This is a genomic window from Streptomyces sp. B93, assembly GCF_018070565.1.
GTDB lineage: Bacteria > Actinomycetota > Actinomycetes > Streptomycetales > Streptomycetaceae > Streptomyces.
On the sequence record NZ_JAGPXL010000012.1, the window covers coordinates 112,435 to 133,252 of the forward strand.

General features: G+C 70.1%; 16 protein-coding genes. 11 read left to right on the top strand and 5 right to left on the bottom strand.

The genetic code is table 11. The features are described 5' to 3' along the window. The first annotated feature begins 40 nt into the window (after nt 1-40). The 7 genes from KBY47_RS14660 (at nt 41) to dxs (ending at nt 9,046) form a co-directional block, all read left to right on the top strand. Nucleotides 41-976, top strand: coding sequence for a carbohydrate ABC transporter permease (locus tag KBY47_RS14660; protein ID WP_210921530.1), 936 nt, complete (start codon nt 41-43; stop codon nt 974-976). A 16-nt stretch (nt 977-992) separates the two neighbouring features. Next, nucleotides 993-1,916, top strand: a complete 924-nt coding sequence (locus tag KBY47_RS14665; protein ID WP_210921531.1) for a carbohydrate ABC transporter permease — start codon at nt 993-995, stop codon at nt 1,914-1,916. A 221-nt stretch (nt 1,917-2,137) separates the two neighbouring features. Continuing rightward, nucleotides 2,138-3,349 (top strand): ROK family transcriptional regulator, encoded by a 1,212-nt coding sequence (locus tag KBY47_RS14670; protein ID WP_210921532.1) that lies wholly within the window; start codon nt 2,138-2,140, stop codon nt 3,347-3,349. 133 nt (nt 3,350-3,482) lie between these two features. Beyond that, nucleotides 3,483-4,586: a sugar ABC transporter substrate-binding protein gene (locus tag KBY47_RS14675; protein WP_210921609.1), complete on the top strand. Its 1,104-nt coding sequence runs from the start codon at nt 3,483-3,485 to the stop codon at nt 4,584-4,586. A gap of 210 nt (nt 4,587-4,796) precedes the next feature. Further along, nucleotides 4,797-5,588: an ATP-binding cassette domain-containing protein gene (locus KBY47_RS14680; RefSeq protein WP_210921533.1), complete on the top strand. Its 792-nt coding sequence runs from the start codon at nt 4,797-4,799 to the stop codon at nt 5,586-5,588. Then, nucleotides 5,585-6,883: a sugar ABC transporter permease gene (locus KBY47_RS14685; RefSeq protein ID WP_210921534.1), complete on the top strand. Its 1,299-nt coding sequence runs from the start codon at nt 5,585-5,587 to the stop codon at nt 6,881-6,883. Before KBY47_RS14680 ends, KBY47_RS14685 begins: the two co-directional genes overlap by 4 nt. Nucleotides 6,884-7,087: 204 nt before the next feature. Then, a complete protein-coding gene (dxs, locus tag KBY47_RS14690) occupies nt 7,088-9,046 on the top strand; it encodes a 1-deoxy-D-xylulose-5-phosphate synthase (RefSeq protein WP_210921535.1) in 1,959 nt (652 codons plus the stop codon). 103 nt (nt 9,047-9,149) lie between these two features. Here the strand turns inward: dxs and KBY47_RS14695 are convergent, their stop codons facing one another. Further along, complete coding sequence (locus KBY47_RS14695) at nt 9,150-9,515, bottom strand: NTP pyrophosphohydrolase (RefSeq protein WP_210921536.1); 366 nt, start codon at nt 9,513-9,515, stop codon at nt 9,150-9,152. Nucleotides 9,516-9,597: 82 nt separating this feature from the next. Here KBY47_RS14695 and KBY47_RS14700 point away from each other — a divergent pair, with 82 nt between their 5' ends. Continuing rightward, on the top strand, nt 9,598-10,611 hold the full coding sequence (locus tag KBY47_RS14700; RefSeq protein ID WP_210921610.1) for a hypothetical protein: 1,014 nt from the start codon (nt 9,598-9,600) through the stop codon (nt 10,609-10,611). A 79-nt stretch (nt 10,612-10,690) separates the two neighbouring features. Here KBY47_RS14700 and KBY47_RS14705 read toward each other — a convergent pair whose 3' ends face one another. The 4 genes from KBY47_RS14705 to KBY47_RS14720 form a co-directional block, all read right to left on the bottom strand. Beyond that, the gene (locus tag KBY47_RS14705; protein WP_210921537.1) at nt 10,691-12,820 is read right to left on the bottom strand and encodes a 3-hydroxyacyl-CoA dehydrogenase NAD-binding domain-containing protein; all 2,130 of its coding nucleotides are present in this window, start codon (nt 12,818-12,820) and stop codon (nt 10,691-10,693) included. Then, on the bottom strand, nt 12,817-14,034 hold the full coding sequence (locus KBY47_RS14710; protein ID WP_210921538.1) for an acetyl-CoA C-acyltransferase: 1,218 nt from the start codon (nt 14,032-14,034) through the stop codon (nt 12,817-12,819). Before KBY47_RS14710 ends, KBY47_RS14705 begins: the two co-directional genes overlap by 4 nt. Before the next feature lie 118 nt (nt 14,035-14,152). After that, entirely contained in the window at nt 14,153-15,190 is a 1,038-nt protein-coding gene (locus tag KBY47_RS14715; protein WP_210921539.1) for a LacI family DNA-binding transcriptional regulator, read from the bottom strand. After that, nucleotides 15,187-17,565, bottom strand: a complete 2,379-nt coding sequence (locus tag KBY47_RS14720; RefSeq protein WP_210921540.1) for a glycoside hydrolase family 2 protein — start codon at nt 17,563-17,565, stop codon at nt 15,187-15,189. The genes KBY47_RS14715 and KBY47_RS14720 overlap by 4 nt, the downstream gene beginning before the upstream one ends. A 146-nt stretch (nt 17,566-17,711) precedes the next feature. Here KBY47_RS14720 and KBY47_RS14725 point away from each other — a divergent pair, with 146 nt between their 5' ends. The 3 genes from KBY47_RS14725 to KBY47_RS14735 are packed head-to-tail and all read left to right on the top strand — an operon-like array spanning nt 17,712 to nt 20,817. Continuing rightward, nucleotides 17,712-19,034, top strand: a complete 1,323-nt coding sequence (locus KBY47_RS14725) for an ABC transporter substrate-binding protein (protein ID WP_210921541.1) — start codon at nt 17,712-17,714, stop codon at nt 19,032-19,034. Beyond that, nucleotides 19,034-19,990, top strand: a complete 957-nt coding sequence (locus KBY47_RS14730) for a carbohydrate ABC transporter permease (protein ID WP_210921542.1) — start codon at nt 19,034-19,036, stop codon at nt 19,988-19,990. The genes KBY47_RS14725 and KBY47_RS14730 overlap by 1 nt, the downstream gene beginning before the upstream one ends. After that, nucleotides 19,987-20,817: a carbohydrate ABC transporter permease gene (locus KBY47_RS14735; protein ID WP_210921543.1), complete on the top strand. Its 831-nt coding sequence runs from the start codon at nt 19,987-19,989 to the stop codon at nt 20,815-20,817. Before KBY47_RS14730 ends, KBY47_RS14735 begins: the two co-directional genes overlap by 4 nt. Nucleotide 20,818 lies beyond the last annotated feature (1 nt).

Below are 20,818 nucleotides of genomic sequence, written 5' to 3' on the forward strand. Positions count from 1 at the left end.
AGGTCACCGTCCGGAACACCAGGGGCAGGCAGGAACGCCAATGCGCAAAGGGCAGTACCGGTTCGTCGCGGGGTTTCTCTTCGCCCCTGTGGCGCTTTATCTGATCTTCGTCATCTGGCCGTACCTCCAGACGTTCGGCTATTCGCTGACCGACTGGAAGGGACAGTCGCAGACCTTCGAGTTCGTCGGCCTGGACAACTACAAGGCACTGTTCCAGGACGACGTCTTCCTGCGGGCCATCTGGCACAACATCCTGTTCCTGGTGTTCATCCCGGTGATCACCATTCTGTTCGCCCTGTTCTTCGCCTTCATGCTGAACGCGGGCGGACGCGGCCGGGCCGGCGGCGTCTCCGGAGTCGCCGGTTCCCGGTTCTACAAGGTCGTCTACTTCTTCCCGCAGGTACTGTCGCTCGCCATTCTCGCGGTGCTCTTCGAGGCGGTGTACCGAAGTGACGGCGGCGGCATGCTCAACGGCCTCCTCATCAAGACCGGCCTGGTCGACGCCGACCGGCCGGTGGAATGGCTCAACGAACCCGACCTCGTCCTGTGGCTGCTGATCGCGGTCGTCGTCTGGCACGGCGTCGGCTTCTACCTGGTGCTGTTCTCCGCCGCGATGCAGTCCATCCCCAGGGACGTCTACGAGGCCGCGCTCATCGACGGCGCGGGCCGCGCCCAGTCGTTCTTCCGCATCACCCTGCCGCTGCTGTGGGACTCGGTGCAGACCGCCTGGGTCTACCTCGGCATCGCCGCGATGGACATGTTCATCCTGGTCTCCACCATGACCGTGCCCCGGGGCGAGTTCGGCGGCGGCCCCGACCACCACAGCGAGGTCATGGCGACCGTCCTGATGCGCAACTTCCTCATCTACGGCAAGAGCGGCTACGCCTGCGCCATGGGCGTGGTCATGCTGCTGCTGACCCTGATCCTGTCCGTCGTGATGCTGCGCGCCACCCGCCGCGAGCGCGTCGAGTTCTGAGGCGGGGGAGACCACCATGAGCGCACCCATCAAGGAGCCCGCTGCCGCCCCCGTCCGGCGGACCGAGGACAGCCCGGCCCTCCGGCCGGGCGACCGGCGCGGCGAGGGCGTCGTCCTGAACGTCTTCTCGCACGGCTTCCTCGCCCTGTGGGCCCTGCTGATCGTCCTGCCGCTGCTGTGGCTGGTGCTCAGCTCCTTCAAGACCGACGCCCAGATCGGCGGCTCGGCCTTCGGCTGGCCGCAGCACTGGGACCTCGACGTGTTCTCCCGCGCCTGGGAGAAGGGCATCGGGGACTACTTCCTCAACACCGTCATCGTGCTGGCCTTCTCGGTGCCGCTGACGATGCTGTTCGGCTCGATGGCGGCGTACGTGCTCGCCCGCTACGAGTTCTGGGGCAACCGGCTGCTGTACTACTTCTTCGTCGCGGGCGCGATGTTCCCGGTCTTCCTCGCCCTGGTGCCGCTGTTCTTCATGGTCCGGCGGCTGGACATGCTCAACACCTACCAGGGCCTGATCCTGGTGTACGTCGCCTACTCCATGCCGTTCACGGTCTTCTTCATGCACGCCTTCTTCCGGACCCTGCCGACGGCGGTCTTCGAGGCGTCGATCCTGGACGGGGCCTCGCACTCGCGGACCTTCTTCCAGGTGATGCTGCCGATGGCCAAGCCGGGTCTGATCAGCGTGGGGATCTTCAACACGCTGGGCCAGTGGAACCAGTTCATCCTGCCGACGGTCCTCATGCAGCCGCAGAGCGGCGACGACCCCGAGCGCTACGTCCTCACCCAGGGCCTGATCCAGCTCCAGCAGCAACAGGGGTACGCCTCCGATCTGCCCGCCCTGTTCGCGGGCGTCACGATCGCGATGGTCCCGATGCTGGTGGTCTACCTCTCCTTCCAGCGTCAGGTGCAGGCCGGACTGACCTCGGCCACGCTGAAGTGACCCGGCCGACCTCCGGCCCTGGAGACAAGGCCCGGTAGCCCTCCGCAGTTCTCCGTGCGCACGCCGTTCCCGCCCCTGGTGACGGCGTGCGCAGGTCTGTGCACGCTCACGGAAACTGTTCAACCTCTTGACGGGCGGCACCCCGAACGGCTCAGCTTAGAGTTCACTAGTTGGACATGGACGGGGCCTCATCGAAGCGGTCCCGCGCGCAGGAGGTCGTCGTGGAGACTCCGGGGTCGCAGTCGTCGCTGCACCGAGCCAACCTGGAGCGTGTCGTACGAGCCGTGCGGCTGGCCGGATCGCTCACCCAGGCGGAGATCGCGAGGACGACGGGCCTGTCGGCAGCCACCGTCTCCAACATCGTCCGGGAGTTGAAGGAAGGCGGAACCGTCGAGGTCACGCCCACTTCGGCGGGCGGACGCCGGGCCCGGAGCGTCTCCCTGAGCGGGGACGCCGGGATCGTCGTCGGCGTCGACTTCGGCCACACCCATTTGCGCGTCGCGGTCGGGAACCTCGCCCACCAGGTGCTGGCCGAGGAGTCCGAGCCGCTGGACGTGGACGCCTCCGCCTCGCAAGGGCTCGACCGGGCGGAACAGCTGGTCAACCGGCTGATCGCGGCGACCGGAGTGGACCGCTCCAAGGTCGCGGGCGTGGGCCTCGGCGTACCCGGCCCGATCGACGTGGAGTCCGGCACCCTGGGCTCGACCGCCATCCTGCCCGGCTGGGGCGGCACCAAGCCCGCCGAGGAGCTGCGGGAGCGGCTCGGGGTGCCGGTGCACGTGGACAACGACGCCAACCTCGGCGCGCTCGGCGAGCTGGTCTGGGGCAGCGGCAAGGGTGTGCGCGACCTGGCGTACATCAAGGTCGCGAGCGGTGTCGGCGCGGGCCTGGTGATCGATGGGAAGATCTACCGGGGGCCCGGCGGCACCGCTGGAGAAATCGGTCATATTACACTCGATGAGTCCGGTCCCGTCTGCCGGTGCGGAAACCGGGGCTGCCTGGAGACCTTCGCGGCCGCGCGCTATGTGCTGCCGCTCCTCCAGTCCAGTCACGGCACCGATCTGACGGTGGAAGGCGTGGTGCGGCTGGCGCGGGACGGGGACCCGGGCTGCCGTCGGGTGATCGCCGACGTCGGCCGCCACATCGGCAGTGGAGTCGCCAACCTGTGCAATCTTCTGAACCCGAGCAGGGTGGTCCTCGGCGGTGATCTCGCGGAGGCCGGTGAGCTGGTGCTCGGGCCGATCAGGGAGTCCGTCGGCCGCTACGCCATTCCCAGCGCGGCGCGCCAACTGTCCGTTCTCCCGGGGGCTCTTGGTGGCCGTGCGGAGGTGCTCGGGGCACTCGCCCTGGCCCTCAGTGAGATGGGTGATTCGACCCTTCTGGATGGAAGTGTGGGGGGCGCCCTGCACTCCGCCACACCTGCCTTCACTTAGAGAACGGATGGCACCGTTGCCAACCCGTTAAGGATTTACTTCTTGACGTCGCACGTGTGGCCGAGTTGACTTCCAGCCACCTCGGCCGCAACGACGCGGCCTCGTCAGGGAGGTTTCTGAAGTGAACACGCGTATGCGTCGTGCTGCCGTTGCCATCGCCGCCGGTGCGATGGCCGTCTCGCTCGCTGCCTGTGGCAGCGCTGAGGAAGCGGACGGTGGCAGCAGCGACTCCACCAAGTCCGCCGCCAAGGGCGACAACATCAAGGTGGGGCTGCTCCTGCCGGAGAACAAGACGGCGCGCTACGAGAAGTTCGACCGGCCCTTGATCGAGAAGAAGATCAAGGAGCTGACGAACAACAAGGCGGAGATCCAGTACAACAACGCCCGCCAGGACGCCAACCTCCAGGCCCAGCAGGTCGACACGATGATCACCAACAAGGTGGACGTGCTGATCCTGGACGCCGTGGACGCCAAGGCGATCAAGAACTCCGTGCAGAAGGCCGTCGACGCCGGCATCAAGGTCGTCGCCTACGACCGCCTCGCCGAGGGCCCGATCAGCGCCTACACGTCCTTCGACAACGTGCAGGTCGGCAAGGTGCAGGGCGAGGCCCTGCTGGAGGCGCTGGGCGACAAGGCCGACGACGGCCAGATCGTCATGATGAACGGCTCCATCACCGACCCGAACGCCGCCATGTTCAAGGAGGGCGCGCACTCCGCCCTGGACGGCAAGGTGAAGGTCGGCAAGGAGTACGACACCAAGGAGTGGTCGCCGGACAACGCCAACGCCAACATGGAGGCGGCGATCTCGGCGATCGGCAAGGACAAGATCGTCGGCGTCTACTCCGCCAACGACGGCATGGCGGGCGGCATCATCACCGCCCTGAAGGCCGCCGGCATCGCCGACATCCCGGTCACCGGCCAGGACGCCGAACTCGCCGCCGTGCAGCGCATCGTCGCCGGTGAGCAGTTCATGAGCGTCTACAAGCCGTACGCCCCCGAGGCCGACGCCGCCGCCGAGATGGCCGTCGCCCTGGCCAAGGGCGAGGACCTCAGCTCCATCGCCAAGGACTCGGTCGACAGCGACAGCGCCAAGGCCGTCCCGTCCGTCCTGGTCGACGTCACCTCGCTGACCCAGGACAACATCAACGACACCGTCATCAAGGACGGCGTCTACACCGCTGACGAGATCTGCACGGGCAAGTACAAGGCCGCCTGCGACAAGCTCGGCATCAAGTAACACCCCCGGTCGCCGCACGTCCCGAGCCGGTACGGGAGTCGACACACGACTCCCGTACAGGGCCACGCAATGAGCCCCGGGACCCCTGCCGCGCCATAGGCTCCTTCCGGCGCCCCGCGTCACACAGCCCCGCAAGCTACTGCGGGGCGCCGGACGGAACATCCCCCCAATCTTCTGCACAACCTCCCGCCGGGTCAGGCGGCGAAGGAGATGGTTCACGTGTCCGCTACGCCCGTGCTGGCGTTGCGCGGGGTCTCCAAGCGGTTCGGTGCCGTCCAGGCGCTCACCGACGTAGAGCTTGAGGTCCACGCCGGTGAAGTGGTCGCCCTGGTGGGCGACAACGGCGCCGGAAAGTCCACGCTGGTCAAGACGATCGCCGGCGTGCACCCCATCGATGAGGGCGTCATCGAATGGGACGGCAAGGCCGTCTCGATCAACAAGCCGCACGACGCCCAGGCCCTGGGCATCGCGACCGTCTACCAGGACCTCGCGCTGTGCGACAACATCGACGTCGTCGGCAACCTCTTCCTCGGCCGTGAGCTGAAGAAGTTCGGCGTCCTCGACGAGATCGAGATGGAGCGCCGCGCCCGCGAGCTGCTCCAGACGCTGTCGATCCGCATCCCCAGCGTGCGCATCCCGATCGCCTCGCTCTCCGGCGGTCAGCGCCAGACCGTGGCCATCGCCCGCTCCATGCTCGGCGAGCCCAAGCTGGTGATCCTCGACGAGCCCACCGCCGCCCTCGGCGTCGAGCAGACCGCCCAGGTCCTCGACCTGGTCGAGCGGCTGCGCGAGCGCGATCACGCGGTCATCCTCATCAGCCACAACATGGCCGATGTGAAGGCCGTCGCGGACAAGGTGGCCGTGCTGCGCCTCGGCCGCAACAACGGCGTCTTCGAGGTCAAGACGACCTCCCAGGAGGAGATCATCTCCGCCATCACCGGCGCCACCGACAACGCCGTGACCCGCCGTGCGGCGCGCACGACCGGGGAGGTTTCCAAGTGAGCACCGACAAGACCTCCACCACCACGCCCGAGGACGAGCACATCGTCGAGAACCCCGAGGCCGCGGCCGCCGCGGTCACCGCGGTCGACCCGCGGCTGCTGGTCCGCGAGCAGGGCCTGGCGGGCTACCTCGGCGAGTTCAAGCGCAAGATGAAGGCCGGTGAGCTGGGCTCCATCCCGGTCGTCCTCGGTCTGATCATCATCTGCGTCGTCTTCCAGAGCCTGAACTCGGCGTTCCTGTCCGCGCAGAACATCAGTGACATCACCGTCACGATGGTCGGCACCGGCATGATCTCCGTCGGCATCGTCTTCGTGCTGCTGCTCGGCGAGATCGACCTGTCGGTCGCCTCGGTCTCCGGCGCGGCCAGCGCCATCGCGGCCGTCCTCGCCGTCAACCAGGGCGTGCCCGAGTGGCTGGCCGTGGTCATCGCCATCGCGGCGGGCGCCGCCATCGGCGCGGCCCACGGCTTCTTCTTCGCCGTCCTCGGCGCACCCGCCTTCGCCGTCACCCTCGCCGGTCTGCTGTTCTGGCTCGGCTTCATGCTCCAGACACTCGGCGAGAACGGCACCATCAACCTGGACAGCGACGGCCTCATCGGCCAGCTGACCACGTACTTCTTCACCGACATCGCCGCCGCCTACGTGCTGGCCGCCGTGGTGACCGGGGTCTTCTTCGTCACCTCGTTCCTCGGCAACCGGCGCCGCGAGGCCGTGGGCGTGCCCTCCCGGCCGCTCAACGACACCATCCTGCGCACGGCGCTGCTCGCGGTGATCTCCTTCGCCGCGGCGTACATGTACAACCAGTACAAGGGCCTGCCGCTGGCCACGGTGATCTTCCTGGTGTTCCTGATCGCCACGGACTTCCTGCTGCGCCGTACCTCCTACGGCCGCAAGGTGTTCGCGCTCGGCGGCAGCGTCGAGGCGTCCCGCCGTGCCGGTATCAACGTCACCGCGGTCCGCATCTCGGTGTTCGCCATCTCCGGCGGCTTCGCGGCGATGGGCGGCCTCTTCCTGGCCTCCAAGATCGCCTCGGCCAACCAGAGCGCCGGTACCGGTGACCTGCTGATGAACGCGATCGCCGCCGCGGTGATCGGTGGCACCAGCCTCTTCGGCGGCCGGGGCCGCACCTGGAACGCCCTCCTCGGTGTCCTGGTGATCGTCTCCATCCAGTACGGCCTCCAGCTGGAGTCCATCGCCGAGCCGGTCAAGTACATGATCACCGCGGGCGTCCTGCTCACCACGGTCGTCATCGACTCCGTGACCCGCAAGACCCAGCGGACGGCCGGACGCGCCTAGCCGCACGCCGTCACCACGGTCACTGTGCCCGGCACCAATGGCGGTGCCGGGCACAGTCATGCCGTACGACGCGTGCGACCGCTTGGGCCGGGCAGCCGAACACGTGACGTACTAGGCACCTCCTGTGGTACGTCCACCCGACCGGAACATTAGACTCGACAGGCCCGGCAACAGCTCGATCAGCTCTACTGCAAGGAGGCACGGGTGCCGCTGCTGACCCGCATCAGGGGACCGCGCGATCTGGACCGGCTCACCCTCGAGGAGCTGGACCAGCTGGCCGAGGAGATCCGCACCTTCCTCGTCGACTCGGTCTCCAAGACCGGCGGCCACCTCGGACCCAACCTGGGCGTGGTCGAGCTGACCATCGCCCTGCACCGCGTCTTCGACTCCCCGGCCGACCGGGTGCTCTGGGACACCGGCCACCAGGCCTACGTCCACAAGCTGCTCACCGGCCGCCAGGACTTCTCGAAGCTGCGCGGCAAGGGCGGCCTGTCCGGCTACCCCTCGCGCGCCGAGTCCGAGCACGACGTCATCGAGAACAGCCACGCCTCCACCGTCCTCGGCTGGGCCGACGGCCTCGCCAAGGCCAACCAGCTGCTCAAGCGCGACCAGCACGTGGTCGCCGTGATCGGTGACGGCGCCCTCACCGGCGGCATGGCCTGGGAGGCGCTGAACAACATCGCCGAGGCCAAGGACCGCCCGCTGGTCATCGTCGTCAACGACAACGAGCGCTCCTACGCCCCCACCATCGGCGGCCTCGCCAACCACCTGGCGACCCTGCGCACCACCGACGGCTACGAGCGCTTCCTGGCCCGCACCAAGGACCTCCTCGACCGCACCCCGGTCGTCGGCAAGCCGCTCTACGAGACCCTGCACGGCGCCAAGAAGGGCCTGAAGGACTTCATCGCCCCGCAGGGCATGTTCGAGGACCTGGGCCTGAAGTACGTCGGCCCCATCGACGGCCACGACGTCGAGGCGCTGGAGTCCGCGCTGGCCCGCGCCAAGCGGTTCGGCGGCCCGGTGATCGTCCACTGCCTCACCGAGAAGGGCCGCGGCTACGAGCCCGCCGAGCAGGACGAGGCCGACCGCTTCCACGGCATCGGCCCCATCCACCCCGACACCGGCCTGCCCATCAAGGCCGCCGCCGCCAGCTGGACCTCCGTCTTCGGCGACGAGATGGTCAAGCTCGGCCGCGAACGCGAGGACATCGTCGCCATCACGGCCGCCATGCTCCAGCCGGTCGGCCTGAAGAAGTTCGCCGACGCGTTCCCCGAGCGCATCTACGACGTCGGCATCGCCGAGCAGCACGCGGCGGTCTCCGCGGCGGGTCTCGCCACCGGCGGCCTGCACCCGGTCTTCGCCGTCTACGCGACCTTCCTGAACCGCGCCTTCGACCAGGTCCTCATGGACGTCGCCCTGCACAAGTGCGGGGTCACCTTCGTCCTCGACCGCGCCGGGGTCACCGGCGACGACGGCGCCTCCCACAACGGCATGTGGGACATGTCCATGCTCCAGCTGGTCCCCGGGCTGCGGATGGCCGCGCCGCGTGACGCCGAACAGCTGCGCGCCCAGCTCCGCGAGGCCGTCGAGGTCGACGACGCGCCGACCGTGGTCCGCTACTCCAAGGGCGTCGTCGGCCCCGCCGTGCCCGCCGTACGCCGCATCGGCGGCATGGACGTGCTGCGCGAGCCGGGCACCGACCGGCCGGACGTGCTCCTCGTCTCCGTGGGCGCCCTCGCCCCGATGTGCCTGGAGATCGCGTCCCTCCTCGACAAGCAGGGCATCTCCACCACCGTCGTCGACCCGCGCTGGGTCAAGCCGGTCGACGAGGCGCTGGCCCCGCTCGCCGAGCGCCACCGCGTCGTCGTCACCGTCGAGGACAACTCCCGCGTCGGCGGCGTCGGCTCGGCCGTCTCCCAGTCACTGCGCGACGCGGGCGTCGACGTCCCCCTGCGCGACTTCGGCATCCCGCCCCGCTTCCTCGACCACGCCTCCCGCGCCCAGGTCATGACGGAGATCGGCCTCACGGCCCCCGACATCGCCCGCCAGGTGACGGGCCTGGTCTCGAAACTGGACGGCCTCCCCCACTCTCGGCTTCGCTCGAGCGGGGGGACCCCCACCGACCGCACGGAGACGACCGAGGTAGAGGCGGCGAGGGACTAGACACGGGGTGGGGCATCGCCCTCAGGGGCGCGGGGAACTGCGCGACAAGCCACAACGGCGCCGCGGACGGCGAACAACCCGCACCGCCCGCGGCGCCCGGCCGTCAACGAGGTACCGCTCGGGGCCCCAGCACCCCCGCCCCGAGCGCCGTGACCCGCCGCCGCAACTCCCGGTCCGCCGTCACGACGAGGCACCGCCGTTCACCCGCTCGGGCGACCAGCTCCACCATGTGGTCATCCCCGCTGCCCGGCGCCGACTCCACGTGGACGCCGGGCGCGGACGCCACCCCCCGCGCCGCGCCCTCCACCACGAGGACGATCTCCACGGGCCCCTCCTGACCGGGCACACCCTCCGTGGCCAGCCGGTCCCGCAGCCGCTCCGCCGCTCCCCGCCGGTCCCGCCACCACCCGTCGGGCACCGATCCGACGACGTTCGCGGCATCGACGATCACCAGCAGCGGGGCACTCATGACACCCAGGGTCCCACGCGCCCACGCGACCGGCGCCGCCCGCCTGCGGATTACAGTGGGGCACGTGTCAAAGGTCCGCACAGTGAACGGCGACTGGCTGATACGGGGCCGCGACGGCCGGCTCGCCGCCTACGCCCCCGGCGACGACGCGGTGTGGTGCCGGGCGGAACGGCACCCCGGCGGCCCGCTCCTGCCCCCGCGCAGGGCGGGCGGCGACCAGCGACTGCACCCGGGCTTCGCGGTCGGGCAGGGCACCGACGGCTACGCCCACCTGGTGGCCTGGCGGCCCACCAAGGACGGCGAGTCGGGCCTGGTGCACTCCGTCCACTTCCGCGGGCACCTCGCCGCCCTCGACTGGCTGCCCATCGGCCACCCCAACCGGCGCGGCGAGCGCACGGGCGGGCCAGCCGTGGCCGTCGACTCCGGCGGCCGGGCGTACGTCTTCGTCCGCAACCGCGGCCTCGGCGTGCACACCATCAACCAGAAGGCACGCGGCGGCTGGAACGCCTGGCACGACCTCAAGGGCTCCAGGGTGGACGAGGAACTCGTCGCCGTCACCGGCGAGTCGGGCCTGGTGGAGCTGTACGCCACCAGCCCCGCGGGCATCCTGCGCTGGATCCAGGAGGAGCCCGGCGCCCGCCCCGTCGCCGCCGAGCCGCTGCCCGTGCGGGCGGTGCCGGGGACACTGAGCGCCCTGCCCACCTCCAAGGAGGCCACGACGCTGTTCTACGCCGACCCGGACGGCATGCTGCACGCCTGGCGGCCGGACGGCGACCCGGTCCCGCTCACCCCGGTCCCGGGGCCCGGCCCGCTGTCCGTGCTGCGCTGCGCCCTCGACGGCCACGACTGCACCCTGCTCGCCCAGCGCTCCGCCTCCGGCCGGGTCGCCTTCGCCGCCTACCCGACCGAGGCGGAGTCGGCGGGCCTGTGGTGGACGGAGTCGGGACCGCAGCTCCCCGCCGACACCCGGGTCTCCCTCACGGAGGACGCCGAGGGCCGCGTTGTCGCCGCGTCGATGACCCCGGACGGAGTCCTGCGGCTGTCCCGTCAGAAGGACGAGCCGGGGCTGGCACTGGCGGCGTGGCAGGAGATCTGACGCCCTCCAGTGGTACGGACGCCGGTGCCCCGCACACCGGGAGGCGTGCGGGGCACCGTACGAACGGAAGGCGAACCGCCTACTGGGGCACGCTCGCCACGCCCGGCTTAAGGAACCGCTTCCCGTTCACCCGCTCGGCGACGCCCTCACGGTCCAGGTACGGCGTGATGCCGCCCAGGTGGAAGGGCCAGCCCGCGCCGGTGATCAGGCAGAGGTCGATGTCCTGGGCCTCGGCGACGACGCCCTCGTCGAGCATCAGCCCGATCTCCTGCGCCACCGCGTCCAGGACCCGCGCCCGCACCTGCTCCTCGGTCAGGACGGTGTCGCCCTGCTTCAGCAGCGCGGCGACCTCCGGGTCCAGCTCGGGCTTGCCGCTGTCGTAGACGTAGAAGCCGCGCTTGCCCGCCTCGACGACCGCCTTCAGGTTCGGGGAGACCGTGAAGCGGTCCGGGAACGCCCGGTTGAGCGTCTCGGAGACGTGCAGGCCGATCGCCGGGCCGACCAGCTCCAGCAGCACCAGCGGGGACATCGGCAGGCCCAGCGGCTCGACCGCCTTCTCGGCGACCTCGACCGGGGTGCCCTCGTCGATGACGTTCTGGATCTCGCCCATGAAGCGGGTCAGGATGCGGTTGACGACGAACGCCGGGGCGTCCTTCACCAGGACCGCGGTCTTCTTCAGCTTCTTGGCCACCGCGAACGCGGTCGCGAGGGAGGCGTCGTCGGTCCGCTCGCCGCGGACGATCTCCAGCAGCGGCAGCACCGCGACCGGGTTGAAGAAGTGGAAGCCGACGACCCGCTCGGGGTGCTTCAGCTTCGCCGCCATCTCCGACACCGACAGGGACGAGGTGTTCGTCGCGAGGATCGCGTGCGCCGGGGCGACCGCCTCGACCTCCGCGAAGACCTGCTGCTTGACGCCCATCTCCTCGAACACGGCCTCGATGACGAAGTCCGCGTCCGCGAAGCCCTCGGCCTTGTCCAGGACACCGGTCACCAGCGCCTTGAGGCGGTTGGCCTTGTCCTGGTTGATCCGGCCCTTGCCGAGCAGCTTGTCGATCTCGGCGTGGACGTAACCCACACCCTTGTCGATGCGCTCCTGGTCGATGTCCGTGAGGACGACCGGCACCTCGAGGCGGCGCAGGAACAGCAGGGCGAGCTGCGAGGCCATCAGACCCGCGCCGACCACGCCCACCTTGGTGACCGGGCGGGCGAGGTTCTTGTCCGGGGCGCCCGCGGGACGCTTGCCGCGCTTCTGCACCAGGTTGAACGCGTAGAGCCCGGCGCGCAGTTCACCGCCCATGATGAGGTCGGCCAGCGCCTGGTCCTCGGCGTCGAAGCCCGCCTGGAGGTCGCCGTCCTTGGCGGCGGCGATGATGTCCAGGGCGCGGTAGGCGGCCGGGGCGGCGCCGTGCACCTTGCCGTCGGCGATGAAGCGGCCGGTGGCGACGGCCTGGTCCCAGGCCTGACCGCGGTCGATGACCGGGCGCTCGACCTTGATGTCGCCCTTGAGGACGCTCGCGGTCCACAGCAGCGACTGCTCCAGGAAGTCGGCGCCCTCGAAGATCGCGTCGGCGATCCCGAGGTCGAAGACCTGCTGACCCTTGAGCTGCTTGTTCTGGTTGAGGCTGTTCTCGATGATGACCTTGACGGCGTTCTCGGCGCCGATCAGGTTCGGCAGCAGGGCGCAGCCGCCCCAGCCGGGCACCAGGCCGAGGAAGACCTCGGGCAGCGAGAACGCGGGCACGGCCTTGGACACCGTGCGGTAGGTGCAGTGCAGGCCGACCTCGACGCCGCCGCCCATCGCCGCGCCGTTGTAGTACGCGAACGTCGGTACGGCGAGGGAGGCGAGGCGCTTGAAGACCTCGTGGCCGCCCTTGCCGATGGCGAGCGCGTCCTCGTGCCGCTTCAGCAGCTCGACGCCCTTGAGGTCGGCGCCGACGGCGAAGATGAACGGCTTGCCGGTGACGCCGACGCCGACGATGTCGCCGTCCGCGGCCTCCTTCTCGACCTGGTCGATGGCGGCGTTGAGGTTCGCCAGCGACTGGGGGCCGAAGGTGGTCGGCTTGGTGTGGTCGAACCCGTTGTCGAGGGTGATCAGCGCGAACTTGCCCGCGCCGTACGGCAGGTCGAAGTGGCGCACGTGCGCGCTGGTGACGACCTCGTCGGGGAACAGCTCGGCCGCGCCCTTCAATAGCTCAGCGGTGGTGCTCACTTGTCCCCCTCGAAGTGCGGGTTCTCCCAGATGACGGTCGCGCCCATGCCGAAGCCGACGCACATGGTGGTCAGGCCGTAACGGACCTGGGGCTGCTCCTCGAACTGGCGGGCCAGCTGGGTCATCAGCCGGACACCGGAGGAGGCCAGCGGGTGGCCGAAGGCGATGGCGCCGCCGTACTGGTTGACGCGCTCGTCGTCGTCGGCGATGCCGTAGTGGTCGAGGAGAGCCAGCACCTGCACGGCGAAGGCCTCGTTGATCTCGAACAGGCCGATCTGGGAGATGTCCAGGCCCGCCTTGGCGAGGGCCTTCTCGGTGGCCGGGATCGGGCCGTAGCCCATGACCTCGGGCTCGACGCCCGCGAAGGCGTAGGAGACCAGGCGCATCTTGACCGGGAGGTCGTTCTCCCGGGCGAAGTCCTCGCTGGCGATGATGGAGGCGGTGGCGCCGTCGTTGAGACCGGCCGCGTTGCCGGCGGTGACCCGGCCGTGCACGCGGAACGGCGTCTTGAGCCCGGCCAGGTTCTCCAGCGTCGTGCCCGGGCGCATCGGCTCGTCGGCGGTGACCAGGCCCCAGCCGGTCTCGCCGCCCTCCGGGTTGGTACGGCGCACGGAGATCGGCACCAGGTCGGCCTGGATCTTGCCGTTGGCGTACGCCTTGGCGGCCTTCTCCTGGGAGCGCACGGCGTACTCGTCGGCGCGCAGCTTGGTGATGTGCGGGTAGCGGTCGTGCAGGTTCTCCGCGGTCATGCCCATGAACAGGGCGGACTCGTCGACCAGCTTCTCGCTGACGAACCGCGGGTTGGGGTCGACGCCCTCGCCCATCGGGTGGCGGCCCATGTGCTCGACACCGCCCGCGATGACGGCGTCGTAGGCGCCGAAGGCGATGGAACCGGCCGTCGTCGTCACGGCCGTCAGGGCGCCCGCGCACATCCGGTCGATGGAGTAGCCGGGGACGGACTGCGGCAGTCCGGCGAGGATGCCCGCGGTGCGGCCGAGGGTGAGGCCCTGGTCGCCGATCTGGGTGGTCGCGGCGATGGCGACCTCGTCGATCTGCTTCGGGTCGAGGCCGGGGTTGCGGCGCAGCAGCTCCCGGATCGCCTTCACGACGAGGTCGTCGGCGCGGGTCTCGTGGTAGATGCCCTTCGGGCCCGCCTTGCCGAACGGGGTGCGGACGCCGTCTACGAAGACGACGTCCCTGACGGTACGAGGCACGATGGCTCTCCTCCAGAGGTGCGGGACGGCACTGCTGCGATGCGCTGAGCGCGCGCTCAGGCCCATGCTACTTGTGGGTAACGTAGCTGCCCAGTCCCCCCGCTCTTAGCGGCGAAGGTCACACTTTCGGGGGAGCCGTCGAACCCCGGGGCGTCAGTACCGGTGTCGGCACCGGATGGGAGCCGTGCGCCCCGCCCATGATCGCACCGAACAGCGTGCGGGCCACCTCCGCGCCGAACCCGTGCACGTCATGGCTCATCGCGGAGAGCGTCGGATGGGTGAGGCGGCACAGCTGAGAGTCGTCCCAGGCCAGCAGGGAGACGTCGGCGGGCACCCGCAGCCCCATCTCGGTGGCGACCGAGAGACCGGCCACCGCCATGATGTCGTTGTCGTAGACGATGGCGGTCGGCCGGTCCCGCGGGGCCGCCGTCAGCAGGGAGCGCGTCGCCCGCGCTCCCGCGGCACCGGAGAAGTCGGTGGCGACCTGCGAGGCCCCGGCCAGCCCCAGCTCCCGGGCCGCCGTGTCGAAGGCGGCGGTGCGGATGGCGGTGTGCCCGAGGGCCGCCGCGCCGCCGACCCGGGCGATCCGCCGGTGCCCGAGCGCCGCCAGATAGCGCACCGCCTCGGTGACGGCGGTGGCGTCGTCGGTCCACACCGAGGTCAGCCCGCCGGTGAGGGACGGGTGCCCGACCGCCACCACCGGCAGCCCCAGCCGCCCGGCGACCGCCACCCGGGGGTCGTCCGCGCGGAAGTCCACCAGGATCGAGCCGCCGATCTGCCGCGCCTTCCACCACGACTCCAGCAGCCCGGCCTCCTCCTCCACGCTGTTCACCAGCCGCAGCAGCAGGGAGCAGGAGTGCTCGATCAGCACGCTCTCCACGCCCGACACGAACTCCATGTAGAAGGGCTCGAGCCCCAGCATCCGCGCCGGACGGCACACCGTGAGGCCCACCACGTCCACCCGGGACCCGGCCAGCGACCGCGCGGTGAGGTTCGGCGCCCAGCCCAGCTCCCGCGCGGCCCGGAAGATCCGGTCCCGGGTCGCCTCGGACAGCCCCGGCTTGTGGTTGAAGGCGAGCGACACGGCACCCTTGGACACGCCGGCGCGCGCGGCGACGTCCTTGATGGTGACGCGGGTGGACGGCGTCGATGTCATCGAGTGGGCTCCACGCAGTACAGGGCCGACCGGGCGGCGGCCGCGTCCGGAGTCTTCCAGCCGGTGACCTGGATGGTCACCCGTTCGCCGGGAAGCAGCGTCACCAGCCCGCGATCGGCCCGCGCGCCCGGCTCCAGCCGGTCCGCCTGGAGCAGCAGGTCCCGTACGAGGGTGTGCGCCCGCACCGTGACCCCGCCCGGCGCCAGCGTCACGTCGAACTCCGGCCGGGGGTACGGGATCTCCCGGTCCGGCGCCGGGAAGTGCAGCGCCCGCAGCTCCCCGGCGTCCGCGACCAGGAACTCCTTGGCCCCGTCGGGCACCACCTCCGCGGGCACCGGCACCCGCGTCACCGCCCGCCGCCCGGCCGTGAACTCCACGCGCGCCGCGCCCAGCACCGGGCCCGCCACGGACACCCGGCGCAGCAGCACCGCCTGGCTCCAGCCGCTCGCCGCCTGGTTGACGGCGACCAGCGTCAGCCCGCCGTCCTCCTCCCGCAGCGTCAGCAGCCGGTCGGCGTACAGCCGTCGCAGCTCGTGGTAGAGCGGCTTCTCCCGCCCGTCGCCGTCGATCGCGGCCCACGAGGTCACCGGCCAGCAGTCGTTGAGCTGCCAGACGATCGTGCCCGCGCACACCGGCCAGTGCGACCGCCAGTGCTCGATCCCGGCGGCGACCGCCCGCGCCTGGTTGACCTGGGTGAGGTAGTGCCAGCGGTCGAAGTCGCCCTCGGGGAAGGCGAAGTGCCGCTCCAGACCGCGCCGCAGCTTGCCGTTGCCGTCGTCGGCCTTCTGGTGGTGCAGCATGCCGGGGGAGTCCGGCGCCAGCGCCTCGCCCGGCAGCGCGCGCCGCAGGGTGGCGTACGCGGGCGGCGCCTGCCAGCCGAACTCGGCCACGAAGCGGGGCACGTCGCGCCGGTAGCCGTCGTAGTCGACGCGGTTCCACACCTCCCAGGAGTGGTGCGTGCCGTGCGCCGGATCGTTCGGGTGGTGCCGCCAGGACCCGGACCAGGGGCTGCCCGCCGTGTAGGGGCGGGTCGGGTCGAGTTCGGCGACCACGCGCGGCAGCAGCCCCAGGTAGTACCCCTCGCCCCAGGAGTCCCCGGCCAGCCGCGGCTCCCAGCCCCAGTCCCGGAAGCCCCACAGGTTCTCGTTGTTGCCGTTCCACAGCACCAGCGACGGGTGCGGCATCAGCCGTACGACGTTCTCCCGTGCCTCGGCCTCCACCTCGCCGCGCAGCGGCTGCTCCTCCGGGTAGGCGGCGCAGGCGAACGGGAAGTCCTGCCAGACCAGCAGGCCCAGCTCGTCGCAGGCGGTGTAGAAGTCCTCGCTCTCGTAGATCCCGCCGCCCCACACCCGGACGAGGTCCACGCCCGCGTCGGCCGCCTGGGTGAGCCGGCGGCGGTACCGCTCGGCCGTGACCCGGGAGGGGAAGACGTCGTCCGGGATCCAGTTGACGCCCCGCGCGAACAGCCGCTCCCCGTTGACGACCAGGGTGAACCCGGTGCCGTGCGCGTCGGCGGAGGTGTCCAGCCCGACGGTGCGGAACCCGATCCGGCGCCGCCACCCATCGAGCGCCTCGGTGCCGTGCGCCAGCGTCACCTCGACGTCGTACAACGCCTGTTCGCCGTACCCGCGCGGCCACCACAGCTCGGCGCCGGGCACGTCCAGGCGTACGACGCCCTCCGTGCCGTCGATCCGTCCGCGCGCCCGGACGTCCCCGATCCGGGCCTCGACGGTCAGCTCGGCCTCCACTCGGCTGCGTTCGACGTCGACGCGCAGCTCGACGCGGCCGGTGCCGTCCTCGACGGTGACCAGCGGGCGGACCCGGGCGATCCGGGCCGTCGACCACTGCTCCAGGCGCACCGGCCGCCAGATCCCGGCCGTCACCAGGGTCGGGCCCCAGTCCCAGCCGAAGGAGCAGGCCATCTTGCGGATGTACTGGTAGGGCTCGGCGTAGGCGCCGGGCCGCTCGCCCAGCCGCCCGCGCACCGCCTCCGCCTCGGCGTACGCGGAGGCGAACCGCACGGTGAGCAGCCCCTCGAGACCGGTCACGTCGAAGCGGTACGAGCGGTGCATGTTCCGCACCCGGCCCAGCACCCGGCCGTCCAGCAGGATCTCGGCGGCGGTGTCGAGGCCGTCGAAGACCAGGTCGGTCTGTTCGTGCCCGGCCCCGGCCCGCAGCCGCCGCTCGTACGTCCACTCCCGGCGTCCCACCCAGGCCACCTCGGCCTCGTCGGCGCCGAGGAACGGGTCCGGGATGAGCCCGGCCGCCAGCAGATCGGTGTGCACACAGCCCGGCACGGTGGCCGGGAGCACCGCGCCCGCGTCGTCGGGGTGTCGCAGGATCCATCCCTCGGTGAGCGGTGTGGCCTGAAGCATGAGCGCTCCTTAACCGGTCTATGGGCGAGCCTCGAAACATTTCTGCAACCTTGGCGGGATTGGGACTTTACCGGTTCAGTGACGGCCTGTCAGAGTGCCGAACCAGCCAACTCAGCACGTGCTCGTCCGTCCCACGAACGGAGCTGATGCACATGAACCGCCGCACGATCCTGGCCACCGCCGCCACCACGGCCGCGCTGCTGCTCGCCGCCTGTACCGGTACAGCGGGCGACTCGGAGGGCGCCGACGCCGAGGCGCCCGACGACCCGAAGAAGGTCAGCGGCACCATCACCGTGCTCACCCACCGGACCGACCTGGTGCAGGACGGGACGCTGGAGAAGTACGCCGCGGACTTCAACAGGACCTATCCCAAGGTGAAGGTGAAGTTCGACGGCATCACCGACTACGAGGGCGAAGTCAAGATCCGTATGAACACGGAGAACTACGGCGATGTCCTCATGATCCCCGGCGTGATCGAGAAGAAGGACTACCCGAAGTTCTTCGCCTCCCTCGGCACCCAGGAGGAGCGCGGCGCGAAGTACCGCTTCACCGACTACAGCACCGTCGACGGGAAGGTGTACGGCCAGAGCCCGCTCGGAGCGGTCCCCGGCTTCGTCTACAACAAGCGGGTGTGGAGCGAGGCCGGGATCACCGACTGGCCCGCCACACCAACCGAGTTCCTCGACGACCTGAAGGCGATCAGGTCCGGGACCGACGCGATCCCGTACTACACCAACTTCAAGGACATGTGGCCGCTCAGCCAGTGGACCCAGGTCAACGGCTCGGTCAGCTGCGACGAGCAGGCCACCACCAGGCTCGCCGAGGGCGACCCCTGGGCCGAGGGCGCCGACCTGCGCACCGCCGACACCCTGCTCCACGACATCGTCCACGAAGGGCTCGTCGAGAAGGACCCGACGACCACCAACTGGGAGGCGTCCAAGCCCCGGCTGGCCAAGGGTGAGATCGCCACCATGTGGCTCGGCTCCTGGGCGGTCATCCAGATGCGGGGCGCCGCGGAGCAGGCGGGCACCGACCCCGACGACATCGGGTTCATGCCCTTCCCCGTCCAGCACGACGGCACGTTCTGCGCGGTGACGCTCCCCGACTACCAGCAGGCCGTCAACGTCCACTCCGAGCACAAGGCCGCCGCCCGCGCCTGGATCGACTGGTTCACCGACGAGTCCGGCTACGCGGCGGACAACCTGGCGCTGAACCCGCTCAAGGACGCCCCGCTGCCCGACGTCCTCAAGGACTACGAGGAGAACGGCGTGAAGCTCCTCGACCTCGATGACACCAAGGGCGCCGAGGTGAAGTCCATCGACAACCAGTCCGAGGTCGGCATCAACAAGCCCGACTACCGCCAGGACCTCGTCGACCTCGCCCGCGGCGCCACCAAGGGCAGCCTGGACGACTTCCTCGGACGTCTCAGCGAGAAGTGGACCGAGACCCAAGCGGCCCTGGGGTCCTGATGACGGAGACGACCCGCGAGGCGGCCGTCGCGACCGGTGCGGAGGCGGCGGCACACCCCGCCCCCGTACCGGCACCGGCCCCGCGCCCGGCCCGTCTGAGGCGCGGGGTCACCCCCTGGCTGTTCCTGCTGGCCCCGCTCACCCTGCTGATCGTCTTCACCTACGCGCCGATCGCCAACATGGTGGCGTACAGCTTCACGGACTGGGACGGCGTCAGCCCCGAGCTGCACTACACCGGGACCGAGAACTACACCGAACTCTTCACCCGCCCCGACCTGTTCGAGGTCTTCTGGGTCAGCGGCTACTACCTGGCCGCCTCCGTCGTCCAGATCGTGGCCGCGCTCTACTTCGCGACGATCCTCAGCTTCAACGTCCGCTTCCGGAACTTCTTCAAGGGCGTGCTGTTCTTCCCGTACCTGATCAACGGGGTCGCGATCGGATTCGTCTTCCTCTACTTCTTCCAGGACGGCGGCACCCTCGACTCCGTACTGGGCCTGCTCGGCGTGGAGACCGACCGCGCCTGGCTCGGCACCCCGGAGTCGGCGAACACCTCACTGGCCGCCGTCTCCGTCTGGCGCTACCTGGGCCTGAACTTCGTGCTCTTCCTCGGCGCGATCCAGTCCATCCCGGGGGAGCTGTACGAGGCGGCCGAACTGGACGGGGCCAGCCGCTGGCACCAGTTCCGGTACATCATCGCGCCGGGCATCAGGCCGGTGCTGTCCCTGGCCGTGATCCTGTCCGTCTCCGGGTCCCTCGCCGTCTTCGAGATCCCGTACATCATGACCGGCGGGGCGACCGGCACCGAGACCTTCGTGATCCAGACCGTGAAGCTGGCCTTCCAGTTCAACAAGACCGGGCTCGCCTCCGCGGCGGCGGTCGTGCTGCTGCTCATCGTGCTGGCCGTGACCTGGGTGCAACGGCGTCTCGTCCCCGACGACAAGGTGGATCTCGCATGACGCGCCGCGCGGTGCCCCGCACCCTCGTGTACCTGTCCCTGATCGCCGCGACCGTCGTCGTACTGCTCCCGCTGACCGCCGTACTCCTCACCTCGCTGAAGTCCGAGCGGGAGATGGCGGACGGCAGTGGAGCGCTGGCGCTCCCGGACGACCTGTTCCACCTGGACAACTACGCCACGGCGTTCCGGGACGGCGAGATGCTCCAGGCGTTCGTCAACACCGCCGTCATCCTGGTCGTCGCCATCGGCGGTACGGTCCTCATCGGCTCGATGACGGCCTACGCGATCGACCGCTTCACCTTCCGGTTCCGCAAGCTGGTGGTCGCGCTCTTCCTGGTCGCCGCCCTGGTTCCCGGCGTCACCACCCAGGTGGCCACCTTCCAGATCGTCAACAGCCTCGGCATGTTCGACAGCCTCTGGGCGCCGATCGTCCTCTACATGGGGACCGACATCGTCTCGATCTACATCTTCCTCCAGTTCGTCCGGTCGATCCCGGTCTCCCTGGACGAGGCGGCCCGGCTGGACGGCGCGGGCGCCTTCACCATCTACTGGAGGATCGTCCTCCCGCTGCTGAAACCGGCGATCGCGACGGTGGTGATCGTGAAGGGGATCACCGTCTACAACGACTTCTACATCCCCTTCCTCTACATGCCGTCCGAGGAGCTGGGAGTGATCTCGACGTCCCTGTTCCGCTTCAAGGGCCCCTTCGGCGCCCACTGGGAGACGATCTCGGCGGGAGCGGTGCTGGTGATCCTCCCGACGCTGATCGTCTTCCTGTTCCTCCAGCGGTTCATCTACAACGGCTTCACCCGGGGCGCGACGCGGTGAC